This is a genomic window from Streptosporangium sp. NPDC000509 (assembly GCF_042898365.1).
Taxonomy (GTDB): Bacteria; Actinomycetota; Actinomycetes; order Streptosporangiales; family Streptosporangiaceae; genus Streptosporangium.
Map to the genome: position 1 here is coordinate 486,990 of NZ_JBIAYX010000001.1, position 19,371 is coordinate 506,360.

The following is a 19,371-nucleotide window of genomic DNA, read 5'->3' on the forward strand; positions in this document are numbered from 1 at the left end:
CGGGAAACGGTAGTCAACCGACCCCTCTGATCAGGGGCGAACACCGATCACGGTGGACCTTCGCCCGCTTCCTCCTGATAGGAGTAGCGCTGCTCACGCCAGGGGTCGGCGATGTTGTGGTAGCCGCGCTCCTCCCAGAAGCCGCGCCTGTCCTCCAGCAGGTATTCCACGGCGCGGACCCACTTGACGCTCTTCCAGGCGTACAGGTGGGGGACGATCATCCGCACCGGGAAGCCGCGCTCCGGGGAGATGGGTTTCTCGTCGAACTCCAGCGCGAACATCGTCTGGGGGCGGGTGAAGTCGCCGATGCGGATGTTGGCGCTGTAGCCGTACTCACCCCAGATCATCACGTGCCTCACGTCGGGCGCGGGCGGGGCGATCTCCATCAGCGTCGCCGTGGACACCCCGTTCCACTCGTTGCCCATGATCGAGAACTTGGTGACGCAGTGGAAGTCGGCCACGATCGTGGTGCGTGGCAGTTCCGAGAACTGCGGCCAGCTGAAGCGGTGCTGCTCGCCGGAGGCGGTCGCCCCCATGACGTGCAGCTGCCAGGTCGCCGGGCGGAACGTGGGCACCCGGCCGTAGTGGATCACCGGCCTGCCCCGGGGGACGTACTGGCCCGGGGGCAGGCGAGACTCCTCCGAAGGTTCGGACTGCTCCACCATCACTCCCCTCGCCGTTTCCCCCATGGCACGGGGTAATCCTGCCATCGCGGATTTCCCGGCCTCTCGGTGGCTGTCGCATAGCGCTCTTCTGCCTGGCCCCGGGGTCGCGGGAAGGGTGTGCTCTCCGCGTGCGCTATCATTTCCCGCTATGCGCACCGCGTTCTGGTTTTGGTATGGCGACGGACCCTCAGGTCGGACCGTTCGCCTCCAGATGCTGCGCTGACAGCCTGGCGAACAGAAGGCCCCGGGTCCGGTTTTCGGACCCGGGGCCTTCTGCTTTTCCGGCCTTCGTCGAGAACGTCACAACCACTGCAGGAAACATCGGAGCCGGCCGGGATCGGCGGGCGCCGACGGAGTGATCGAGAGGGAGAGAAATGGTCATCGTCATGGGTCCGGACGCCACGCGGGAGGACGTCGAGTCGATCGTGAAGATCATCAGCTCGGTGGGAGGGGAGGCGTTCGTCAGCCGGGGGGTGAGCCGTACGATCATCGGCCTGGTCGGCGACATCGCCCAGTTCACCACCCTCGACCTGCGCGGGATGCCCGGGGTGGCCGACGTGATGCGGGTGAGCGCGCCGTACAAGCTGGTGAGCCGCGACAACCATCCCGAACGGTCCACCGTCCGCGTCGGCGGCGTGCCGATCGGCCCGGACACGGTCACCCTGATCGCCGGGCCGTGCGCGGTGGAGACCCCGGAGCAGACCCTGAAGGCCGCCCTGATGGCGAAGGCCGCCGGTGCCACCCTGCTGCGCGGCGGCGCCTACAAGCCCCGCACCTCCCCGTACGCCTTCCAGGGGCTCGGTGAGGCGGGCCTGCGCATCCTCGCCGACGTGCGCGAGGAGACCGGGCTTCCCATCGTCACCGAGGTCGTCGACGCCGCCGACGTCGAACTGGTCGCCTCCTACGCCGACATGCTCCAGGTCGGCACCCGCAACGCGCAGAACTTCGCGCTGCTGCAGGCCGTCGGCGCCGCCGGCAAACCGGTGATGCTCAAGCGCGGGATGAGCGCCACCATCGAGGAGTGGCTGATGGCCGCCGAGTACGTCGCCCAGCGCGGCAACCTCGACATCGTGCTGTGCGAGCGCGGCATCCGCACCTTCGAGACCGCCACCCGTAACACCCTGGACGTCTCGGCGGTGCCGCTCGCCCAGCGTCTGTCGCACCTGCCGGTGATCGTCGACCCGTCCCACTCGGGCGGGCACCGCGACCTGGTCCTGCCCCTCACCCGCGCGGCCATCGCCGTCGGCGCCGACGGTGTGATCATCGATGTGCACCCGAATCCCGCCCAGGCCCTCTGCGACGGCCCTCAGGCACTGGTCGACGCAGACCTGGAGGAGCTCGCCCAGGTGATGGAGCACCTCCCGCCGCTGCTGGGCAAGGTCGCCGCCGGCGACCTCCTCGCCCCCGCCTGACGGGAGCCGCCGGTTCGGTCTCACCGGTCGGCTCGGTAGCCCCTCAGTAGCGCCCCTGTGGCCCTCGTGGCCCCTCGGTGGCCCCGGTAGCCCCACCCCCCTCGGGCGACGCCCGTCGCCCGAGGGGGGTGGTTCAGGCGTCGAGCCTGTACTCCTGCAGGGACCCGGCGAGCTGGACGGCGAGCTCCTCGGCGTCCAGGCGGCGCTCGATCTTCTTCAGGTCGGCGACCTTCGCGGCGGTCTCGGCCCGGCGGGGGGCGAGAAGCGTGCAGCAGTCCTCGTCGGGCAGCTCGGAGATCGCCAGGGTGCCGATGCGGCGCGCCTCGGCCATGATCTCGGTCTTGTCGAGGCCGATGAGGGGGCGCAGGATCGGCATGTCGACGGCGTCGTCCTGGGCGGTGATGTTCTGCAGCGTCTGCGAGGAGACCTGTCCCAGGGAGTCACCGGTGACCAGGGCACCGGCGCGCAGGCGACGGGCGACCTCCTCGCCGGTCTTCAGCATCAGGCGCCGCTGGGTGATGATCGCCAGGCGGTCCTGTCCCGAAGCCTTGATCGACTGCTGGGCCTTGCCGAAGGGGACGACCCACAGCCGGGATCCGCCCTGGAACTTGTCGAGCGCTCTGACCAGCGCGTACGCCTTGTAGATGGACTCGGAGGTGGTGAAGGGGATTCCGGAGAAGTGCAGGAAGTCGACCCGCAGGCCCCGGCGCATCATCCGGTAGGCGGCCACCGGGGAGTCGATGCCGCCCGACATCAACACCAGGCCCCTGCCGCTGGTGCCGACCGGCAGCCCGCCCTGGCCGGGCTGCCCGCCGGTGAAGACGAACGCCTCGTCGCGGTCGACCTCGATGGAGACGACCAGCTCCGGGCGCTTCAGGTCGACCGGCAGGCCGTAGATGTCGTTGAGCTCGCCGCCGACCGAGCGGTCCAGCTGCATCGAGGTGAGCGGGAAGCGCTTGTCGCGGCGACGGGAGCGGACCGCGAAGGAGACGCCACGCCTCACGTCGTCGCGGTCGGCCAGCAACTCGATGGCCGCCTTGGTGATCGCCGAGGGGTCCTTCTCCACCCGCCAGGCGCGGTGCACCCAGACCAGGCCGGGGACGTACGAGACGCGCTCGGCGACCGCGTCGGCGACCTCGACCTCGCTGCCGTCCGGCAGGAAGAGCGCGATGACACCGTGGCGCTGCCGTACGTCGACCTTGACGCCGACGTCCTTCAGGGCGGCCTTGATGTTGGCCTGCAACCTGCGTTCGAAGAGCTCGCGGTTGTTGCCCTTGAGGACGACCTCGCCCAGTTTGAGCAGAACGCAGGGCTCGCCCAAGGCGGACATGGTCATGGTGCGACCTCCGGTGGAGCTTCGAGGGGAACGGGAGTCGGGGACGTCGGGGAGTCACCGTCAAGTCTCTCGCGTACTCGCGCAAAGACAACGTCTCGACCTTGCCACTTTAGTCGCGCCGTCAATCCGATTGCGCCGTCACCCGGATCGTCGCCCGCACCCCGCCGAGACCCGTCCACGTGATCGCCGTCCGGGGCGCCTCCGCCACACCCGGGTCGTCCCTACGACCCGTCGAGGCCCTGTTCGATCGCGTAGCGGACCAGTTGCACCCGATTGTGGAGCTGGAGCTTGTTCAGCGTGTTCTGGACATGGTTCTGCACCGTCCGGTGGGAGAGCACGAGACGCTCGGCGATCTGCTTGTACGACAGGCCCTTGGCCACCAGGCGGAGCACCTCGGTCTCCCGCTCGGTCAGGCGGGGCGTCGCCTCGGGCGCGGGTCTGGCCGCCAGCCTGCGGTACTCCCCCAGGACGAGTCCCGCCAGCCCTGGAGTGAACACCGCGTCGCCCTCGGCGGTGCGCCTGACCGCGTCGAGGAACTCCTCCTTGCTCGCGGATTTCAGGAGATATCCGGACGCGCCTGCCTTGATGGCCTCCAGCACGTCCTCCTGCTCGCCGCTGGCCGACAGGACCAGCACGCGGGGCGGCGGCTTCGACGCGGCCAGGCTCCTCGCCACCTCGACCCCCGGCAGGTCGGGCAGTTGCAGATCGAGCACGACCAGCTCCGGCCGGACCGCCGCGGCCACCCGGACGGCTTGGCGCCCCTCCCCGACCGTGGCCACGACCTCGTACCCGGCCTCGGCCAGATCCCTGGCCACCCCGTCCCTCCACATCGGGTGGTCGTCCACCACCATCACGCGCATTGGCCCACCTTAGGACTGTTCCGTCCCGGGCGACACGCCCGGAGCGGCGGTCGAGTACAGCCCACGCGGTGTTCGGCCTCCGGGTGAACCGCAGGTCGCGACAGGTCGGCCCGGCCGCGTCCGGTGTCGATCAACACTTTGTGCGGTTACCCGACCGGCTCCCTAACCGACCGGGACCGACATCTCGATCTCGGTGCCCCGGCCGGGACCCGAGATCACGGTGACCGTGCCGCCGAGGTCGGCGATACGGCCCCTGATGGACTGCGCGACACCGAGGCGCCCGTCGGCGGCGGCCTCCTCCAGTCGTCCGGGGGCGATGCCCGGCCCCTCGTCCCGCACCGTCACGGTGACCAGCCCGTCCTCGCCCTCGGCGAAGACCCAGGCGGGCGCCCGCGCCCCGCAGTGGCGGGCGACGTTGTCCAGGGCGGCCCCGACCGCGGCGGCCAGCTCCGTCGCGGTGGCCGCGGGCAGGGTGAGCGGGGTCGCCGGGGCGGAGACGGTGACCGTGGCCGAGCCGTACCGGTGCAGCAGTGCGCACAGGTCCGCGGTGCCGAGGGCGGGCGGCTCCGGCCTGAGCCTGACCAGCTCGCGCAGGGCGGCCTCCTGCTCGCCCGCGAGCCTGCCCAGCTCGGCCGCCTCACCACCGATCTCCTGCCCGCGTCGCTGGACCAGCGCGAGCACCTGGAGCACCGAGTCGTGGATTCCCCTCGCGAGCCGTTCCCGCTCCCGGCCGGCCGCCTCCAGCTCGATCGCCTGCTGCATGCGTTCCTCGGCCTTCTTGGCCAGCCGGGCGACGTGCCCGACGACCACACCGGCGAGGAAGAGCAGGACGGTGCCGTTGATCGGCAGCGTCTCGAAGTCGCCACCGGGAATGCCGCGCAGCCACAGGTCGGCGAGCGAGACGATCAGCGCGGCCACCGCCCCCAGCCGCCGCCCGCCGTACACTCCCCAGGCGAGCACCGCCCCGCCCATCCAGGTGCCGGTGATCGGCAGGCTGCCCTGCTGGTAGACGCCCTGTACGGCCGGGGTGGCGAGCAGGCAACCCATGGTCACGAGCATGTCGGCGGCGAGCAGAGGCCGGCCGCGGAACTCCTCGACGGAGTAGGCGAAGATCGTCGCCACGGTCCACAGCGCCATGACGCCGATCACCACCCAGCCGGTCGCCGGGTGGGCGTACCCTCCGGCGCGGATGAGCAGGACCGCCGCGTACGCGAGGGACGCGACGCGGAAGACCGCGATCGCACGCCAGAACGGATCCTCGATTCCCGTCACCCGTCGCCCGCACCTTTCATCGGATAGGCGACGAGCCGCTCATCGGAAAGGCGACGAGCCGCGATGATTCGCCGACGAGAGATCCGTCCCTCTTCGGCCCCCGTTCGCCCCCGAGCGGTTCGCGCCCGGTGGGTCCCGGAGCGAGGAGGGCGATGGTGTACGGCTTGCGCCCCCGCTTTTGCCTGGTCAAGGCGCAAGCCGTACACGGAGGGGAATCGCGGGCGGCCGCCCTGCCGGGAGGTTAGGAGAGGCCGCTTGCAGAACGCTTGCAGGCGTCCCCTCAAGGGGGACGCCTCGGAAAGCGGGGCTCAGCCGAAGAAGACCTCGGCCTCCTCGTAACGGCCGGTCGGCACGGTCTTCAGCTCCTTGGTGGCCTCGTCGAGACCGACCCGGACGATCTCGGTGCCCTGAAGGGCGACCATCTTCCCGAAGTCGCCCTCCTGCACCGCGTCGATCGCCTGCAGGCCGAACCGGGTGGCCAGCACCCGGTCGAAGGCCGTGGGGGTGCCACCGCGCTGGATGTGGCCGAGCACGGTGGTGCGGGCCTCCTTGCCGGTGCGCTTCTCGATCTCCTTGGCGAGGGTCTCGCCGATGCCGCCGAGCCGCACGTGCCCGAAGGCGTCGAGCTCGCCCGCCTGCAGCGCCATCTGGCCCTCGACCGGGTGCGCACCCTCGGCCACGACGATGATCGGCGCGTACTTCGTCTCGAAGCGGGACTCGACGTAGGCGCACACCTTGTCGATGTCGAAGGGCTTCTCCGGGATGAGGATGACGTTGGCACCGCCCGCCATTCCGGCGTGCAGGGCGATCCAGCCCGCGTGGCGGCCCATGACCTCGCAGATCAGCGCGCGGTGGTGGGACTCGGCCGTGGTGTGCAGCCGGTCGATCGCCTCGACGGCGATGTTGACGGCCGTGTCGAAGCCGAAGGTGTAGTCGGTCGCGTTGAGGTCGTTGTCGATCGTCTTGGGCACGCCGACGACCTTCACGCCCTTGTCGAAGAGCTGCTTGGCCACGCCGAGGGTGTCCTCGCCGCCGATCGCGATCAGCGCGTCGACCCCGCTCTTCGCGAGGTTCTCCTTGATCCTCTCAACGCCGTTTTCGATCTTGATCGGGTTCGTCCGCGACGAGCCCAGGATCGTTCCGCCACGGGGCAGGATTCCACGTACGGCATTGATGTCGAGCGGCATGGTCTCGCCCTCGAGGGGACCCCGCCAGCCGTCGCGGAACCCGACGAACTCATGCCCGTGAACACCCACTCCCTTGCGCACGACGGCGCGGATAACGGCGTTCAGGCCGGGGCAGTCGCCGCCGCCGGTGAGCACTCCGATACGCATGGCATCCTCCGGTAATGAGTGTCGGTTCAAGGTGGCCAGACTAGGTGGCTTGGTCGTCCGGCAACGGATTTTCGCCACCGACGCAACGCATTCTGCCCGCAGATGCCCCAGTGGTCTAGACCAAGTGTAGTAGGCCTCACATATCGTTTCTCACGATCGACGGCGGAGCGTCCGGGCCGCGTGGCGGCGTCCCTCTCCGCCCGCGTCCTGCCCGGCGCGCACGTCGGAGGCTCACCGGACACCTCGGGAAAGCCTCCGCTGAGCACCTTCACGACGAGGGCGGCACGGGCCCTGCGGGAGCGGCCCTGTGACAGCGACACGGCGTCCTATGACACGACCCTATGACAGGGGCAGTACGCAGGAGGGAGTGCCGACGGCGAAGACCTCTTCCGCGGGCTGCGGGAGGCCCGACTTGAGCGAGAGCACGGCGACGCCGTTCGAGCGCTGGTTGGCCACGTACATGTGACCGTCGGCGATGGCGAAGTGCCGCGGCCAGACACCGCCGCAGGGAACCTCGGCCACCCGCTCCAGTTCGGGGCCGGAGAAGACCGAGATCGTGTCGGGCCCTCGGTTGGCGACGTAGACGAGGCCGCCGGAGACCTCCAGGTGCGAGGGCTGGTTGTGCCCCTCGCCCCCACTGGCCGCGACGACCGCGATCTCGCGCCACTGTCCGCCGGAGGGATCGGAGGCGTCGGCGGGACCGGCGCCGTCGGAGACCTCGTAGACGCGTACAGTGCCGTCCAGTTCGCCCGCCACGTACCAGTGGCCGTCCGACCAGGCCATGTGCCGGGGCCCCATGCCGGACGCGAGCCGCACCGGCCCCGCGGGGTGCGGGACCACCTCGTCCCCGACCAGGTAGCGGCGGATCTCGTCGGAGCCCAGGTCGCTCACGTGCAGCACCCCGTCGGGGCCGAAGACCGCCTGGTGGGCGTGGGCGCCCTCACGGTAGGGGAAGATCCACACATCGGTCAGGAGGCCGGATCCGTCGATGCCGTGCACACTGACCGTGCCGTCGCCGTAGTTGGTCACCGCCAGACGCGTGCCCGTGGGGTCCACCGCGAGGTGGCAGGGGGCCGATCCCTCACTGGGCCGCTGCGCGAGCGGGCTCAGCGTGCCGTCCTCGGCTCGGGCGAAGACGCCGACGGTGCCGCGCTCACTCTCTCCCACCGCGTACAGGATCGGGAGGGTGGGGTGGACGGCGAGGAAGGAGGGGCCGGAGGCCGTCGTCTCCCCGAGACGCGCGAGGCTCCCCAGCTCGACCAGGGTGATCCCCGGCCCGGACCCGTCGGTGTCGGGGGTGTACCCACCGATGTACGCGACCTCAGCCATCATGCTCCCGTCATGGGCACGGCACGCGCCGCCCCCGGAATCATCATCTGTTTCCGACCAAAATGCGAAGTTAGCGCAGCGGCCCGCCGATCTCACATCGGCCCGCATCGATTAATTCATTGACTGCGTCAACGAATCGGTTGATGCTGTCAAGCATGGAAAGACACGTGGCGGACGTCCGCGCCTTCAACCGCTTCTACACCGGGCACATCGGCCTGCTCCACCAGGGGATCCTCGACAGCTCCTACTCGCTCACCGAGGTGAGGGTGCTGTTCGAGCTGGACCGGGCGGGCCGGATGGAGGCGAGCGAGCTGCGGCGGCTGCTCGGCCTCGACGCCGGATACCTCAGCCGGATGCTCGGCAGGTTCGAGGGCGAAGGGCTCGTGGTGCGCGAGCGGTCCGCCGCCGACGCGCGACGACAGGTGGTCGAGCTGACCGGCGAGGGCAGGACGAGGTTCGCGGGCTTCGACGAACGCGCGGCGGCGGAGGTGCACGAGCTGCTCGCCGGGCTGACCGAGGAGGACCGCGGACGACTGGTCGCGAGCATGGCGACGATCGAGGAGATCCTCGGCCAGGCACCGAAGCCGGACCGGCCGTACGTCATCCGCCCGCCACGTCCCGGCGACCTCGGCTGGGTGGTCTACCGCCACGGCGCGCTCTACAGCCAGGAGCAGGGCTGGGGGATGGACTTCGAGGCGCTGGTGGCCGGGGTCGTGGCCGACTACGTGAACGACCACGACCCTCGGCGCGAGGCGGGCTGGATCGCCGAGGTGGACGGCGAGCGCGCCGGGTGCGTCTTCTGCGTACGCAGGGACGACGAGACGGCGCAGCTGCGGATGCTGCTCGTCGAGCCGTCCGCGCGCGGAATGGGGATCGGCACCCACCTGGTGGACGAGTGCATGCGCTTCGCCAGGGCCGCCGGATACCGGCGGATGATGCTGTGGACCAGGGACGTGCTGCTGGGCGCGAGGCGCATCTACCGGGCGGCCGGCTTCGAGCTGGTCGAGAAGGAGCGGAACGAGGGCGGCGAAGACTTCGTCGAGGAGATCTGGGCCCGCGACCTCTGAGCCCGCCCCCGCCTCCGGCTCTGTTCCCGGCTCCACTCCCGCCTTGGCTTCGCCCCTGCCCCGCTCCGTCCTGGTCCTTGGTTCCGACTCCGGCCCTCCTGCTCCATACCGGCCCCCGACTCTGTCCCGACAGCCTCGTCTTCGAAGGTCGCTCCGACCGAGTCCCAGGTGCCCGCAGGCCGAAGGCCCGCCCGGGGTCCTCCCACCCCTCCCCTAATTCCCTCTTTATAGATAGGTATTATGTGGTTACTATCGGGGGCACCACCCCGTTCCGTATGAGCCCGATGAGGCGAAGATGCGCTTGCACTGGTTCCTGCCGACCACCGGCGACGGCCACCATGTCAGGCCCGCCACGACCACCGTCGCGGCGGACGGCGCCGCGGCCAGGCCCGCGACGCTCGACTACCTGTCCCAGGTGGCCCGCGCCGCCGAGGCGGCGGGTTTCGAGGCGGCGCTGACCCCGGTCGGCGCGGGCTGTCCCGACCCGCTGGTGGTGTGCGGCGCCGTCGCGGCGCGGACCGAGCGGATCAAGCTGCTGGTCGCCTTCCGGCCGGGCTTCACCCTCCCCACGCTGCTCGCCCAGCAGGCGCAGACCTTCCAGGAGATCAGCGGGGGACGGCTCCTGCTCAACGTGGTCACCGGCGGCGACCCCCTGGAGCAGCGCGCCTACGGCGACTTCCTCGACCACGACGCCCGCTACGAGCGCACCGGCGAGTTCATCGAGGTGCTCAGGCGCACCTGGGCGGGCGAGCCGTTCGACCACCTGGGCGCGCACTACCGGGTGTCGGGGGGCGGGCTCGCCACACCGCTCCTCGACACCCCCGACATCTACTTCGGCGGGGCCTCCCCCGCCGCGGAGCGAGTGGCCGCCGCCGGGGCGGACGTCTACCTGATGTGGGGCGAGCCTCCGGCGATGATCGCCGAACGGGTCGCCAGGATGCGCAAGCTCGCCGCCGAGGCGGGCCGTGAGCTGCGGTTCGGCATCAGGCTCCACGTCATCGCCCGCGACACCTCCGAGGAGGCCTGGGCGCACGCCCGGCGCCTGCTCGACGGCATGGACCCGGACAGGATCGCCGCCGCCCAGGCGCGGTTCGCCCGGATGGATTCCGTGGGACAGCGCCGCATGGCCGACCTCCACGGGGGTTCGGCGGACGCGCTGGAGATCTCGCCCAACCTCTGGGCGGGGGTCGGGCTGGTCAGGGAGGGCGCGGGCACCGCGCTGGTCGGCAGCTACGCGGAGGTCGCCGAGCGCCTCCGCGAGTACGCCGAGCTGGGCCTGTCGGAGTTCGTGCTGTCCGGCTGGCCGCATCTGGAGGAGGCCTGGCGGGTGGGCGACTTCGTCCTTCCCCGGCTCGCGCCCCCCGCGCTCGTCACGTGAGCGTCCTCACCGCCCCTCCCCGCCTTCCCCGTCTCCGCCCTCGCCGCACCGGCGCCTCCGGAGGCGAACAGGGCTCCGGACTCTGGCGGGCCCTCGCGCTGCGGGCCGGGGCGATCGTCGCGCTGGTCGCGATCTGGCAGGCCGTGGCCATGGCCGGGATCTGGCCACCGGTCTTCGTGCCGGAGCCCGTCGCGGTCTGGGACCAGTTCCTGCGCACCACCGCCGAGGGGGTGAGCGGCCACACCCTCCAGGAGCACCTGCTGACCAGCCTGCGCCGCATCCTGCTCGGCTGCCTGTACGGGGTGACGGGCGGCATCGCGCTGGGACTGCTGATCGGCATGGTCCCCACGCTGCGCGCGCTGCTCGGCCCGCTGGTCACGTTCGTGCGCACCCTGCCGCCGCTGGCGTACCTCAGCCTGCTGGTGATCTGGTTCGGCATCGACGAGGAGCCCAAGATCTGGCTCCTGCTGCTCGCCGCGCTCCCGCCGGTCGCGGTGGCCACCGCCGACGCCGTACGCGGCGTGCACGAGGACTACCTGAACGCGGCCCGCTCACTGGGCGCCCGCCGGCACGAGCTGCCGCTGCGGGTGGTGCTGCCGAGCGCGCTGCCCGAGATCATCACGGGGGTACGGGTGGCCGTGGGCGTCGCCTACACCACCGTGGTCGCCGCCGAGACCGTGAACGGCGTGCCCGGCATCGGCGGGATGGTCCGCGACGCCCAGCGCTACAACCAGACGGACGTGGTGGTGCTCGGGATCATCGTCATCGGCCTGTCCGGCCTGCTCATCGACTTCCTCCTGCAAACGCTGGACCGCCGCCTGGTTCCCTGGCGCGGCCGTACCTAGGAAAGACCCCCATGAAACACCTGGCAATGACCCCCGTGAAGCGGGCCGCGCTCGCCCTGACCGCCGCCGTACTCGCCCTGACCGCCTGCGGGTCCGGCACGGAGGAGGCGAAGCCCGCCGCCGACGGCTCCCCCGCGACCCTGCGCATCGGCTACCAGCTCATCCCCAACGGTGACCTGATCGTCAAGGACCAGCAGTGGCTGGAGAAGGCGCTGCCGAACACCAAGATCACCTGGAGTAAGTTCGACTCGGGCGGCGACGTGAACACCGCGATGATCGCCGGATCGCTCGACATCGGGCTGGCGGGCAGCAGCCCGGTCACCCGCGGCCTGTCGGCGCCCCTCAACATCCCGTACCGGGTGCCGTGGATCTTCGACGTGATCGGCGACAACGAGGCGCTCGTCGCCAGGGGCGGCGTGACCGACGTCAAGGGGCTCGCGGGCAAGCGGGTCGCCGCCCCCTTCGCCTCGACCACCCACTACAGCCTGCTCGCCGCGCTCGACGAGGCCGGGCTGTCGGAGGCCGACGTGAAGATCCTCGACATGGAGCCGCCGGACATCCAGGCCGCCTGGCAGCGCGGCGACGTCGACGCCGCCTACGTCTGGACGCCCACCCTGGCCGAGCTGCAGAAGAACGGCGGCACGACGCTGGTCACCAGCCGTGAGCTGGCCCAGCGGGGCAAGCTCACCGCCGACCTCGCGGTGGTGAGCGACGACTTCGCGAAGAAGTACCCGAAGGCGCTGCACGTCTGGCTCCAGCAGCAGGACCGCGCGGTCAAACTGGCCAGGAGCGACAAGGACGCCGCCGCCGCGGCCATCGGCCGCCAGCTCAACCTCGACCCGGCGGAGGCCGCGCGCCAGCTCGGCCAGCTCGTGCTCCTCGACGCGACGGAACAGCGCTCGGCCGAGTATCTCGGCACTCCCTCGGCCCCGGGGAAGTTCGCCGAGAACCTGCGCAGCTCGGCCGAGTTCCTCAAGGGCCAGCAGAAGGTGGACGCCGTGCCCGAGCTGAGCGTCTTCCAGAAGGGCCTGGCCACGCAGGAGCTCGCCGATGCCTTCGCCGGAAGCTGAGACCACTCGCGCGGGCACGGACTCCGGCCGTGCCCGCACGGCCCCCGGCACGGCCGCGACTCCCGGCCCGGCTCACACCGATCCCGACACAGCCGGACGGAACACCGGATCCGCCCGTACGGACCTCGGCACGGCTTCCGGCGGGAGCGCCGGATCCGAAGACGCCGGAACCTCCACCACGGCGCTCGCGCTCGCCGGGGTGTCGCACTCCTACCGGGGGCGCGCGGGGACGGTCGACGCCCTCGGGCCGATCGACCTGGAGATCGCCGCCGGGGAGTTCGTCACGGTCGTCGGTCCCTCGGGGTGCGGTAAGAGCACGCTGCTGCGGCTGGTGGCGGGCTTCACCGCGCCGTCGGCGGGAACGATCACGGCCTCCGGCGAACCGGTCGTGGGCCCCGACCCGGCCAGGGGGTACGTGTTCCAACAGCATCGGCTCTTCCCCTGGCTCTCGGTCGAGGGGAACGTCGGTTTCGGGCTGCGCGGCCTGCCCAGGGTCGCGCGGCGCGAGCGGGTGGCCGAGTTGCTGGAGCTGACCGGGCTCACCGACGTCGCCAGGGCCAGACCGTACGAGCTGTCGGGGGGCATGCAGCAGCGCGCGGCGATCGCCCGCGCGCTCGCGCCGGGACCCGCGCTGCTACTGATGGACGAGCCGTTCGCCGCCCTGGACGCCTTCACCAGGGAACGCATGCAGGAGGAGGTCCGCGAGCTGTGGCGGCGGGCGGGCACGACGGTGGTCTTCATCACCCACAGCGTGGACGAGGCCGTCTACCTCGGCACCCGCGTGCTCGCGCTGAGCGGCAGGCCGGGCCGGGTGGTCCTCGACCGCGCCTCGAACCTGCCGTACGGTGACCACCCTCGCACCGACCCGCTCTTCGCGGGGTTGCGCGAGGAGCTGACGGAGGTCGTCAGGCAGGCCGCGTCGCTCAGCGGCGGAAGCAGCCGGTGACTTCGTAGGTGACGCCGTCGAAGGGGGTCTCGGCCGCCCCCGACGACGGCGAGGCTCCCTCCCGCCGCAAACTTTGCGGAAACCGCGGAGCAAACATCCGTCAAAACAGGTCGACCTATCGCCAAGATCGCCATCTGCCCCGCCCGACGCGTCCACAGTGGGATGACCGCCGTCAGATCGGGAGGACCGTTGAGCGAGGGACTCGCGTTCGCGAATCCAGTCTTCGAGACCACGCCCCATGTGGGCACCCGCCGAGCTCTCGTCTTCCTCGACTCTTCTCCCGCCTCGCCCTCGCCACCGTCCGCACCCCTGTCCCCGGTTCCGTCCCCGCCCTCACTCTCGCCGGACTCGGGCGTGGGCACGGGCACCCCCGTCGCCGGATCGCGCACCGCCCTGCCGGGACCCCTCCAGGAAACGCGGCCGGACGCGCGGCTGGCGAGCGCCCTGCGCGCCGAGGGGTTCACCGTCGAGGCCGAGCTCAGCGAGGGGGCGGGCCCGGACGGCGAACGCGTGTGGAACCTGCTGCGCTCGGCGCGGGAGGGCGACCTGCTGGTGATCCGGCTGCCCGCCGACGGCGGCTGGACCTCCGGACAACTCGGATCGATGATCGGCGCGTTCGGGCGGCAGGTCGGCGAGTCGCTCGCCGCCGCCGTACTGATGATCGTCGACTTCGGCTGGAGCGCGCTGAGCGGCTCCGCGGAACCGGTCAGGCAGCTCGCCGTGGCCGGGGAGCCGAGGGTCGCCGCGGCCGCGCTCACCCTCACGCTGAGGTTCGACGAGACGGCGCCGGGACCGGCGCGCACGCTGACCGACGTCATCGCGGAGGGCCTGCTGACGCGGGCCGCCGATCTCGACGGGGACGGGACGATCAGCGTCGGGGACCTGCACGCCTACGCGCTCGCCCGCTACGCCGCGGCCTCCGCCGCCCGCACCCCCATCCTGATCTCGTACGGGGCCGTCACGGGGGTTGCCCTCACCCCGGCGAGGGACACCGCCGCCGTACCGCATGCCGCCTTCGCCCACGTCCTGGCGCGGCTCGGTGACCACGCCCCGCCCGCCTGCGGAGTCGAGATCGTACGGCGGGTCTACGAGCTGCACCTGAGCGAACCCGCCAGGGAGCTGCTGCGCAGGGCCGCCCTCCTCGACGAGGACGAGCCGATCGACGAGATCCTCGGCGACGCCGCCGAGCTGCGGCAGTGGGGCCTGCTGGGCGAGACGACCACGTTCGTCCACCCCGACGTCCGGGCCTTCGGCCACTCGCGGCTGTCGGCGGCCGAGCGGGCGCAGACCTCGGCACTGCTGCGCCGTCGCAGGGCCGGGCTGCGGACGGTACGGCCCAGGGCGAGGCTCACCGCCGACCGGTGGACCACCGAGGACCAGCTCGGACACCGTGTCTACGCCGAGGCGATCGCCGCGTTCGTCCGCCACCCGGAGACCAGGCCCCCGCTCACGATCGGCGTCAAGGGACCGTGGGGGGCGGGCAAGACCTCCCTGATGCGGATGATCCAGGACCTTCTGGACCCCGGGGCCGCCGGGGACGCCGCCGCCCCGATCCACCTGCCCGGCTCCCGCGCGGAACGGGCACTGACCAACGCCGAGGTGCTGGCCAGGACCGGACGGCGCCCCCGGGAGAACGCCGGGCGGGCCGAGCCGGGCCCGCTCCCGCTACGGCCCGCGGACTGGCGGCCCACGGTCTGGTTCAACCCGTGGATGTACCAGAACGGCGAGCAGGTCTGGGCCGGGCTGGCCCACGAGATCATCAGCCAGGTCACCCGGCGGCTGCCCCGCGCCGAGCGGGAGCGGTTCTGGCTGGAGCTGAACCTGTCCAGGATCGACCGGGAGGCGGTCCGCAGCCGCGCCTACCACCTCGCGCTCACCCGCCTGGCCCCGGTGGCCCTCGGCCTGGTCGCCACCGTCGTCCTCACCGGGGCGCTCCTCGCCGCCGCCACGCTGCTGCCCGCGCTCGGCACCTTCCTGGGGAACACCGCGGCGGCCGTCGGCTCCGCCGGATCCGCGGTGGTGGTCGGGGCGGGCGCGCTGCGGCTGGCGCGGTTCTTCGGGGAGTCGGCGGACAACGCGTTCCGCGGCCTGGTCACGCAGCCCGACCTGCTCGGCCCCGGAGCGGCCGAAGGGCTCGTCAACGAGGCTGCGGCCACCCCCGGGTACCGGTCGAGGACCGGCTTCCTGCACCTGGTGCAGACCGACATGCGCCAGGTCCTCGACCTGGTCGCCACCGGGGAGCGCCCGCTGGTGGTGTTCGTGGACGACCTGGACCGCTGCTCGTCCGCCACGGTGGCGCAGGTCATCGAGGCGATCAACCTGTTCCTCGCCGGCGAGTTCCCCAACTGCGTGTTCGTGCTGGCGATGGAGCCCGAGGTGGTCGCCGCGCACGTCGAGGCGGCCTACCCGGAACTGGCCGGTACGCTGCCGGGCGCCGGGCGGTCCGGCCTCGGCTGGCGGTTCCTGGAGAAGATCGTGCAGCTCCCGCTGAGCGTGCCGCTGCTGGACGACGCCGACCGGCTGCCCGCCTTCGTACGCGCCCTGCTGGGCGTGCCCGACCTGGCGCGGCCCGCGACCGGCGTAGACGCGAGCGTCCCCGCGGGCAGTGTCTCCACGCTCGGCATCTCCCCGGGAGACGTTTCCATGAGCGGTGTTTCCACGAGCATGGAGGCCGCGCGACCCCAGGTCCCGGAGACCACATGGACACCGAATCCGGCCGGACCGCGTCCGGCGGGTCCCCCAGCCGCCCTGGAACGGCTCGACCCGCCACCGGATCCGGCCGGACCGCGTTCGCGCGGTCCCCTGCCTCCCGCACGGCCCTCCCCGCTCGGCGCGGTCACACCGGGCTTTCCCGGCACCACCGCGCCACCGGGAGCGGCCGTGTCGGGACCGCGGGTGTCGGAACCGCGACGACTCGGACCGCGAACGCCGGCGGAGACACCGGAACCCGGGTCACAGGCGGCGGAACCGCCCGATCCGGTCCAGGTGAGCCGGTTGCAGGACGCCATCTGGGCGCTGCGCCCGACCACGACGACCCTCGACGAGGCGGCGCGCCTCGCGCAGGACGCCCTGGGCATCCAGTGCTCCGACGCCGTCGGCGGTCTCTGCGCGGCGACCCGCGAGGCCGCAGACCGGGTCTTCGACGACCTCTACAGCGACGAGAACGCCTACCGGGCGATCGAGTTCGTGCTCCCGGCCCTGACGTTCTTCAACCCGCGCGAGATCAAGCGGTACGTGAACGTCTTCCGCTTCTACTCGTTCCTCACCTACCGCCGCGCCCTCGCCGGGGCGGCCCCCGCCTCGGACGGCGAGGTCGCCAAGCTCGCGGCGCTCGCCGTCCAGTGGCCGCACCTGCTCACACTGCTGGCGATGGAGACGGACGGGGAGAGCGTGCTGCGACGGCTTGAGGACGCCGCGAACGACGACGCGGGCTGGGAGCGGGCCGTCCGCGACACCGGCCTCGTCGCCCACCACACCTCCGGCGGCGCCCACCTGGACACCCTGCGCGACCTGCTCTCCCGCCCCCACCCCATCGCCGACCTCGCCCGCTATCTCCTCTGATGCACGCGTCCTTCCGGCTCCGACCAATGGAGACGGAAATGAGTAGGGGTGTACTCATATGCCGGACGGCGCGGGTTCGCACACTTGAGACGGCGGCTCCGCCCGGCTCGTCGGCGACGGCGCGCGCTCGAAGGCCGTGGGAAACGATCGCCGGTACGGCTCGCGTCTCGCGGATTCCGATGATTCGGATCATCGAACATTCAGAGCATCCGGCTATCCGGCCGGGCGCGACAGCCCAGGACAGGAGTTCGACGTGCGGGATTCATCGGTGCCGTTCAGCCGTCGCGGCGCGCTCCTGGCAGGGCTCGGGCTGGCCGCGTTCCTCGGCCTCGAACGATCGGGGGTCGCCTCGGCGGCCCGCGTCGCGGAAAGCGTGGAAAGGCTCCGTACCGGGACGGCGATGTCGGCGGGGACGTTCCCGTGGGTGGCCCGCCACGGCCTGAACTCGGAGGAGTACCAGGCCGAGTTCGACCGCCTGGCCAAGGAGGGGTACCGCCTGATCCAGGTGGACGGCTACCAGATGGGTGACCGGGCGGGATACGCGGCCATCTGGGAGAACGCGCCGGGGCCGCCGCAGTTCGCCCGCCACGGCCTGACCGAGCCGGAGTATCGGGCCGAATACCAGCGGCTGGAGAAGGAGGGCTATCGCCTGCTCCACGTGGCCGGATACGAGGTCGCCGGGAAGGTGTACTTCGCGGCGATCTGGGAGCTCACCGGCGGGCCACACCTGGTCACCCAGCACGACATGTCCTCGGAGCGGTACCAGGCCGAGTTCGACCGGCTGCTCAAGGAGGGATACCGGCTGATCCACGTAGATGGGTACGGCCTCGAAGGAAAGGCACACTTCGCGGCGATCTGGGAGAAGGTCTGGGGAGCCCGGGGACCCGACTGGGAGGCCCGCCACAACCTGACAGGGGCGCAGTACCAGGCCGATTTCGACGAGCTGACGAAGAAGGGATACCGCCCCTTCCACGTCAGCGGTTACACCGTCGGTGGCACCGACCTGTACGCGGCGATCTGGGTGCGGGGTGCGGGCCCTGCCTGGTCGGCCCGTCACGGCGTGGCGGGGGCGGACTACCAGGGGGTCTTCGAGGAGCACCGGCGAGACGGCTACCGGCCCGCCCGGGTCAGCGGCTACGGTTCCGGTTCGGAGCGGTTCGCGGGGGTCTGGCTGAGCGACAAGATCGTGGACGGCAACTTCGCCGCCGTCCACGCGGTCGTCGACCGCCACATGAGGGCCTCCGGAGTCGCCGGCGTGTCACTCGCGATCGCCCGGCGCGGCGCGCTCGTCTTCGCCCGAGGGTACGGGCTGGCCAACCGGGAGACCGGCGAGCAGCTCACCGAACGGCACCTGATGCGCATCGCCAGCGTCTCCAAGCCGATCACCGCGGTCACGGTCATGCGGCTCGTCGAAGCCGGTCGGCTCACGCTCGACCAGCGCGTCTTCGGCGCGGGCGGCATCCTCGGCACCCGGTACGGCGGCAGGCCCTACGCTGCGGAACTTCAGGCGATCACGGTCAGGCACCTGCTCCAGCACACCGCGGGCGGCTGGACCAACGACGTCAACGACCCCATGTTCGGCAACCCGGCGATGAACCACGACCAGCTGATCGGCTGGGTGCTCGACAACCGGCCCCTCCTGCACACGCCCGGCACCACCTACCTGTACTCCAACTTCGGCTACTGCCTGCTGGGCCGGGTCATCGAACAGGTCACCGGGGAACCCTACGCCGACGCCGTACGCCGGATCGTGCTCACGCCCAGCGGAATCACCAACATGCACCTCGCGGGGAACACCCGGGCCGAACGACGCCCCGACGAGGTGGTCTACTACGGCGCCGGCGACCCCTACGGCATCCCGGCGCGACGGATGGACTCCCACGGCGGCTGGCTCGCGTCACCCGTCGACATCGTCCGCTTCGCCCTGCGGGCCGACGGCTTTCCGACCGTCCCCGATCTGCTCAGGCCGGACACGATCGCGACGATGACCGCGCCCTCCTCGGCCAAACCGACGTACGCCTGCGGCTGGAACGTCAACACCCTCGGCAACTGGTGGCACGACGGCCGGCTGATCCCCTACGGCACCGAGAGCATCCTCGCCCGGACGAGCAACGAGTTCTGCTGGGCGGCGCTCGCCAACGGCAACGGCATCGACCTCGACACGATGATGTGGGAGGTGTTCCAGCAGTTCACCGCCTGGCCCTCCCGCGACCTGTTCTGAGGACGGCCCCCGTCAACGAAGAAACCCAGGCCCTCTCCGGGCCTGGGCTGCCGAGAGTCCCCGGCGTACACGAGA

Annotated in this window: 14 protein-coding genes; 8 read left to right on the forward strand and 6 right to left on the reverse strand. The window is 71.4% G+C overall.

Going from position 1 to position 19,371, the window contains the following annotated elements; genetic code table 11:
* Positions 1 to 47: 47 nt before the first annotated feature.
* The gene (locus ACFY3D_RS01880) at positions 48 to 689 is read right to left on the reverse strand and encodes a molybdopterin-dependent oxidoreductase (protein WP_362895602.1); all 642 of its coding nucleotides are present in this window, start codon (positions 687 to 689) and stop codon (positions 48 to 50) included.
* 350 nt (positions 690 to 1,039) lie between these two features.
* Between ACFY3D_RS01880 and aroF the strand changes: the two genes are divergently transcribed.
* A complete protein-coding gene (gene aroF, locus ACFY3D_RS01885) occupies positions 1,040 to 2,077 on the forward strand; it encodes a 3-deoxy-7-phosphoheptulonate synthase (RefSeq protein WP_389973612.1) in 1,038 nt (345 codons plus the stop codon).
* 133 nt (positions 2,078 to 2,210) lie between these two features.
* Here the strand turns inward: aroF and thiI are convergent, their stop codons facing one another.
* The 5 genes from thiI to ACFY3D_RS01910 form a co-directional block, all read right to left on the reverse strand.
* Positions 2,211 to 3,413: a tRNA uracil 4-sulfurtransferase ThiI gene (gene thiI / locus ACFY3D_RS01890; protein ID WP_350948007.1), complete on the reverse strand. Its 1,203-nt coding sequence runs from the start codon at positions 3,411 to 3,413 to the stop codon at positions 2,211 to 2,213.
* Positions 3,414 to 3,634: 221 nt separating this feature from the next.
* Positions 3,635 to 4,264: a response regulator transcription factor gene (locus tag ACFY3D_RS01895; protein WP_362895840.1), complete on the reverse strand. Its 630-nt coding sequence runs from the start codon at positions 4,262 to 4,264 to the stop codon at positions 3,635 to 3,637.
* A 171-nt stretch (positions 4,265 to 4,435) separates the two neighbouring features.
* Positions 4,436 to 5,545 (reverse strand): MacS family sensor histidine kinase, encoded by a 1,110-nt coding sequence (gene macS, locus ACFY3D_RS01900; protein ID WP_389973616.1) that lies wholly within the window; start codon positions 5,543 to 5,545, stop codon positions 4,436 to 4,438.
* Positions 5,546 to 5,853: 308 nt separating this feature from the next.
* Positions 5,854 to 6,879, reverse strand: a complete 1,026-nt coding sequence (locus ACFY3D_RS01905; RefSeq protein WP_350948005.1) for a 6-phosphofructokinase — start codon at positions 6,877 to 6,879, stop codon at positions 5,854 to 5,856.
* A gap of 339 nt (positions 6,880 to 7,218) precedes the next feature.
* Complete coding sequence (locus tag ACFY3D_RS01910; protein ID WP_389973619.1) at positions 7,219 to 8,211, reverse strand: lactonase family protein; 993 nt, start codon at positions 8,209 to 8,211, stop codon at positions 7,219 to 7,221.
* Positions 8,212 to 8,363: 152 nt separating this feature from the next.
* Here ACFY3D_RS01910 and ACFY3D_RS01915 point away from each other — a divergent pair, with 152 nt between their 5' ends.
* The 7 genes from ACFY3D_RS01915 to ACFY3D_RS01945 all read left to right on the forward strand — a co-directional run bounded on the left by ACFY3D_RS01915 (position 8,364) and on the right by ACFY3D_RS01945 (position 19,296).
* The gene (locus ACFY3D_RS01915; RefSeq protein WP_389973622.1) at positions 8,364 to 9,275 is read left to right on the forward strand and encodes a GNAT family N-acetyltransferase; all 912 of its coding nucleotides are present in this window, start codon (positions 8,364 to 8,366) and stop codon (positions 9,273 to 9,275) included.
* Between the two features lie 295 nt (positions 9,276 to 9,570).
* Positions 9,571 to 10,653 (forward strand): LLM class flavin-dependent oxidoreductase, encoded by a 1,083-nt coding sequence (locus ACFY3D_RS01920; protein ID WP_389973625.1) that lies wholly within the window; start codon positions 9,571 to 9,573, stop codon positions 10,651 to 10,653.
* A complete protein-coding gene (locus tag ACFY3D_RS01925; RefSeq protein WP_389973628.1) occupies positions 10,650 to 11,498 on the forward strand; it encodes an ABC transporter permease in 849 nt (282 codons plus the stop codon). Before ACFY3D_RS01920 ends, ACFY3D_RS01925 begins: the two co-directional genes overlap by 4 nt.
* 11 nt (positions 11,499 to 11,509) lie before the next feature.
* Positions 11,510 to 12,568 (forward strand): ABC transporter substrate-binding protein, encoded by a 1,059-nt coding sequence (locus tag ACFY3D_RS01930; protein WP_389973631.1) that lies wholly within the window; start codon positions 11,510 to 11,512, stop codon positions 12,566 to 12,568.
* A complete protein-coding gene (locus ACFY3D_RS01935) occupies positions 12,549 to 13,514 on the forward strand; it encodes an ABC transporter ATP-binding protein (protein ID WP_389973634.1) in 966 nt (321 codons plus the stop codon). The genes ACFY3D_RS01930 and ACFY3D_RS01935 overlap by 20 nt, the downstream gene beginning before the upstream one ends.
* Positions 13,515 to 13,703: 189 nt before the next feature.
* Positions 13,704 to 17,075 (forward strand): P-loop NTPase fold protein, encoded by a 3,372-nt coding sequence (locus tag ACFY3D_RS01940; RefSeq protein ID WP_389973637.1) that lies wholly within the window; start codon positions 13,704 to 13,706, stop codon positions 17,073 to 17,075.
* Positions 17,076 to 17,328: 253 nt separating this feature from the next.
* Positions 17,329 to 19,296: a serine hydrolase gene (locus tag ACFY3D_RS01945; protein WP_389973640.1), complete on the forward strand. Its 1,968-nt coding sequence runs from the start codon at positions 17,329 to 17,331 to the stop codon at positions 19,294 to 19,296.
* The last annotated feature ends 75 nt before the right edge of the window (positions 19,297 to 19,371 follow it).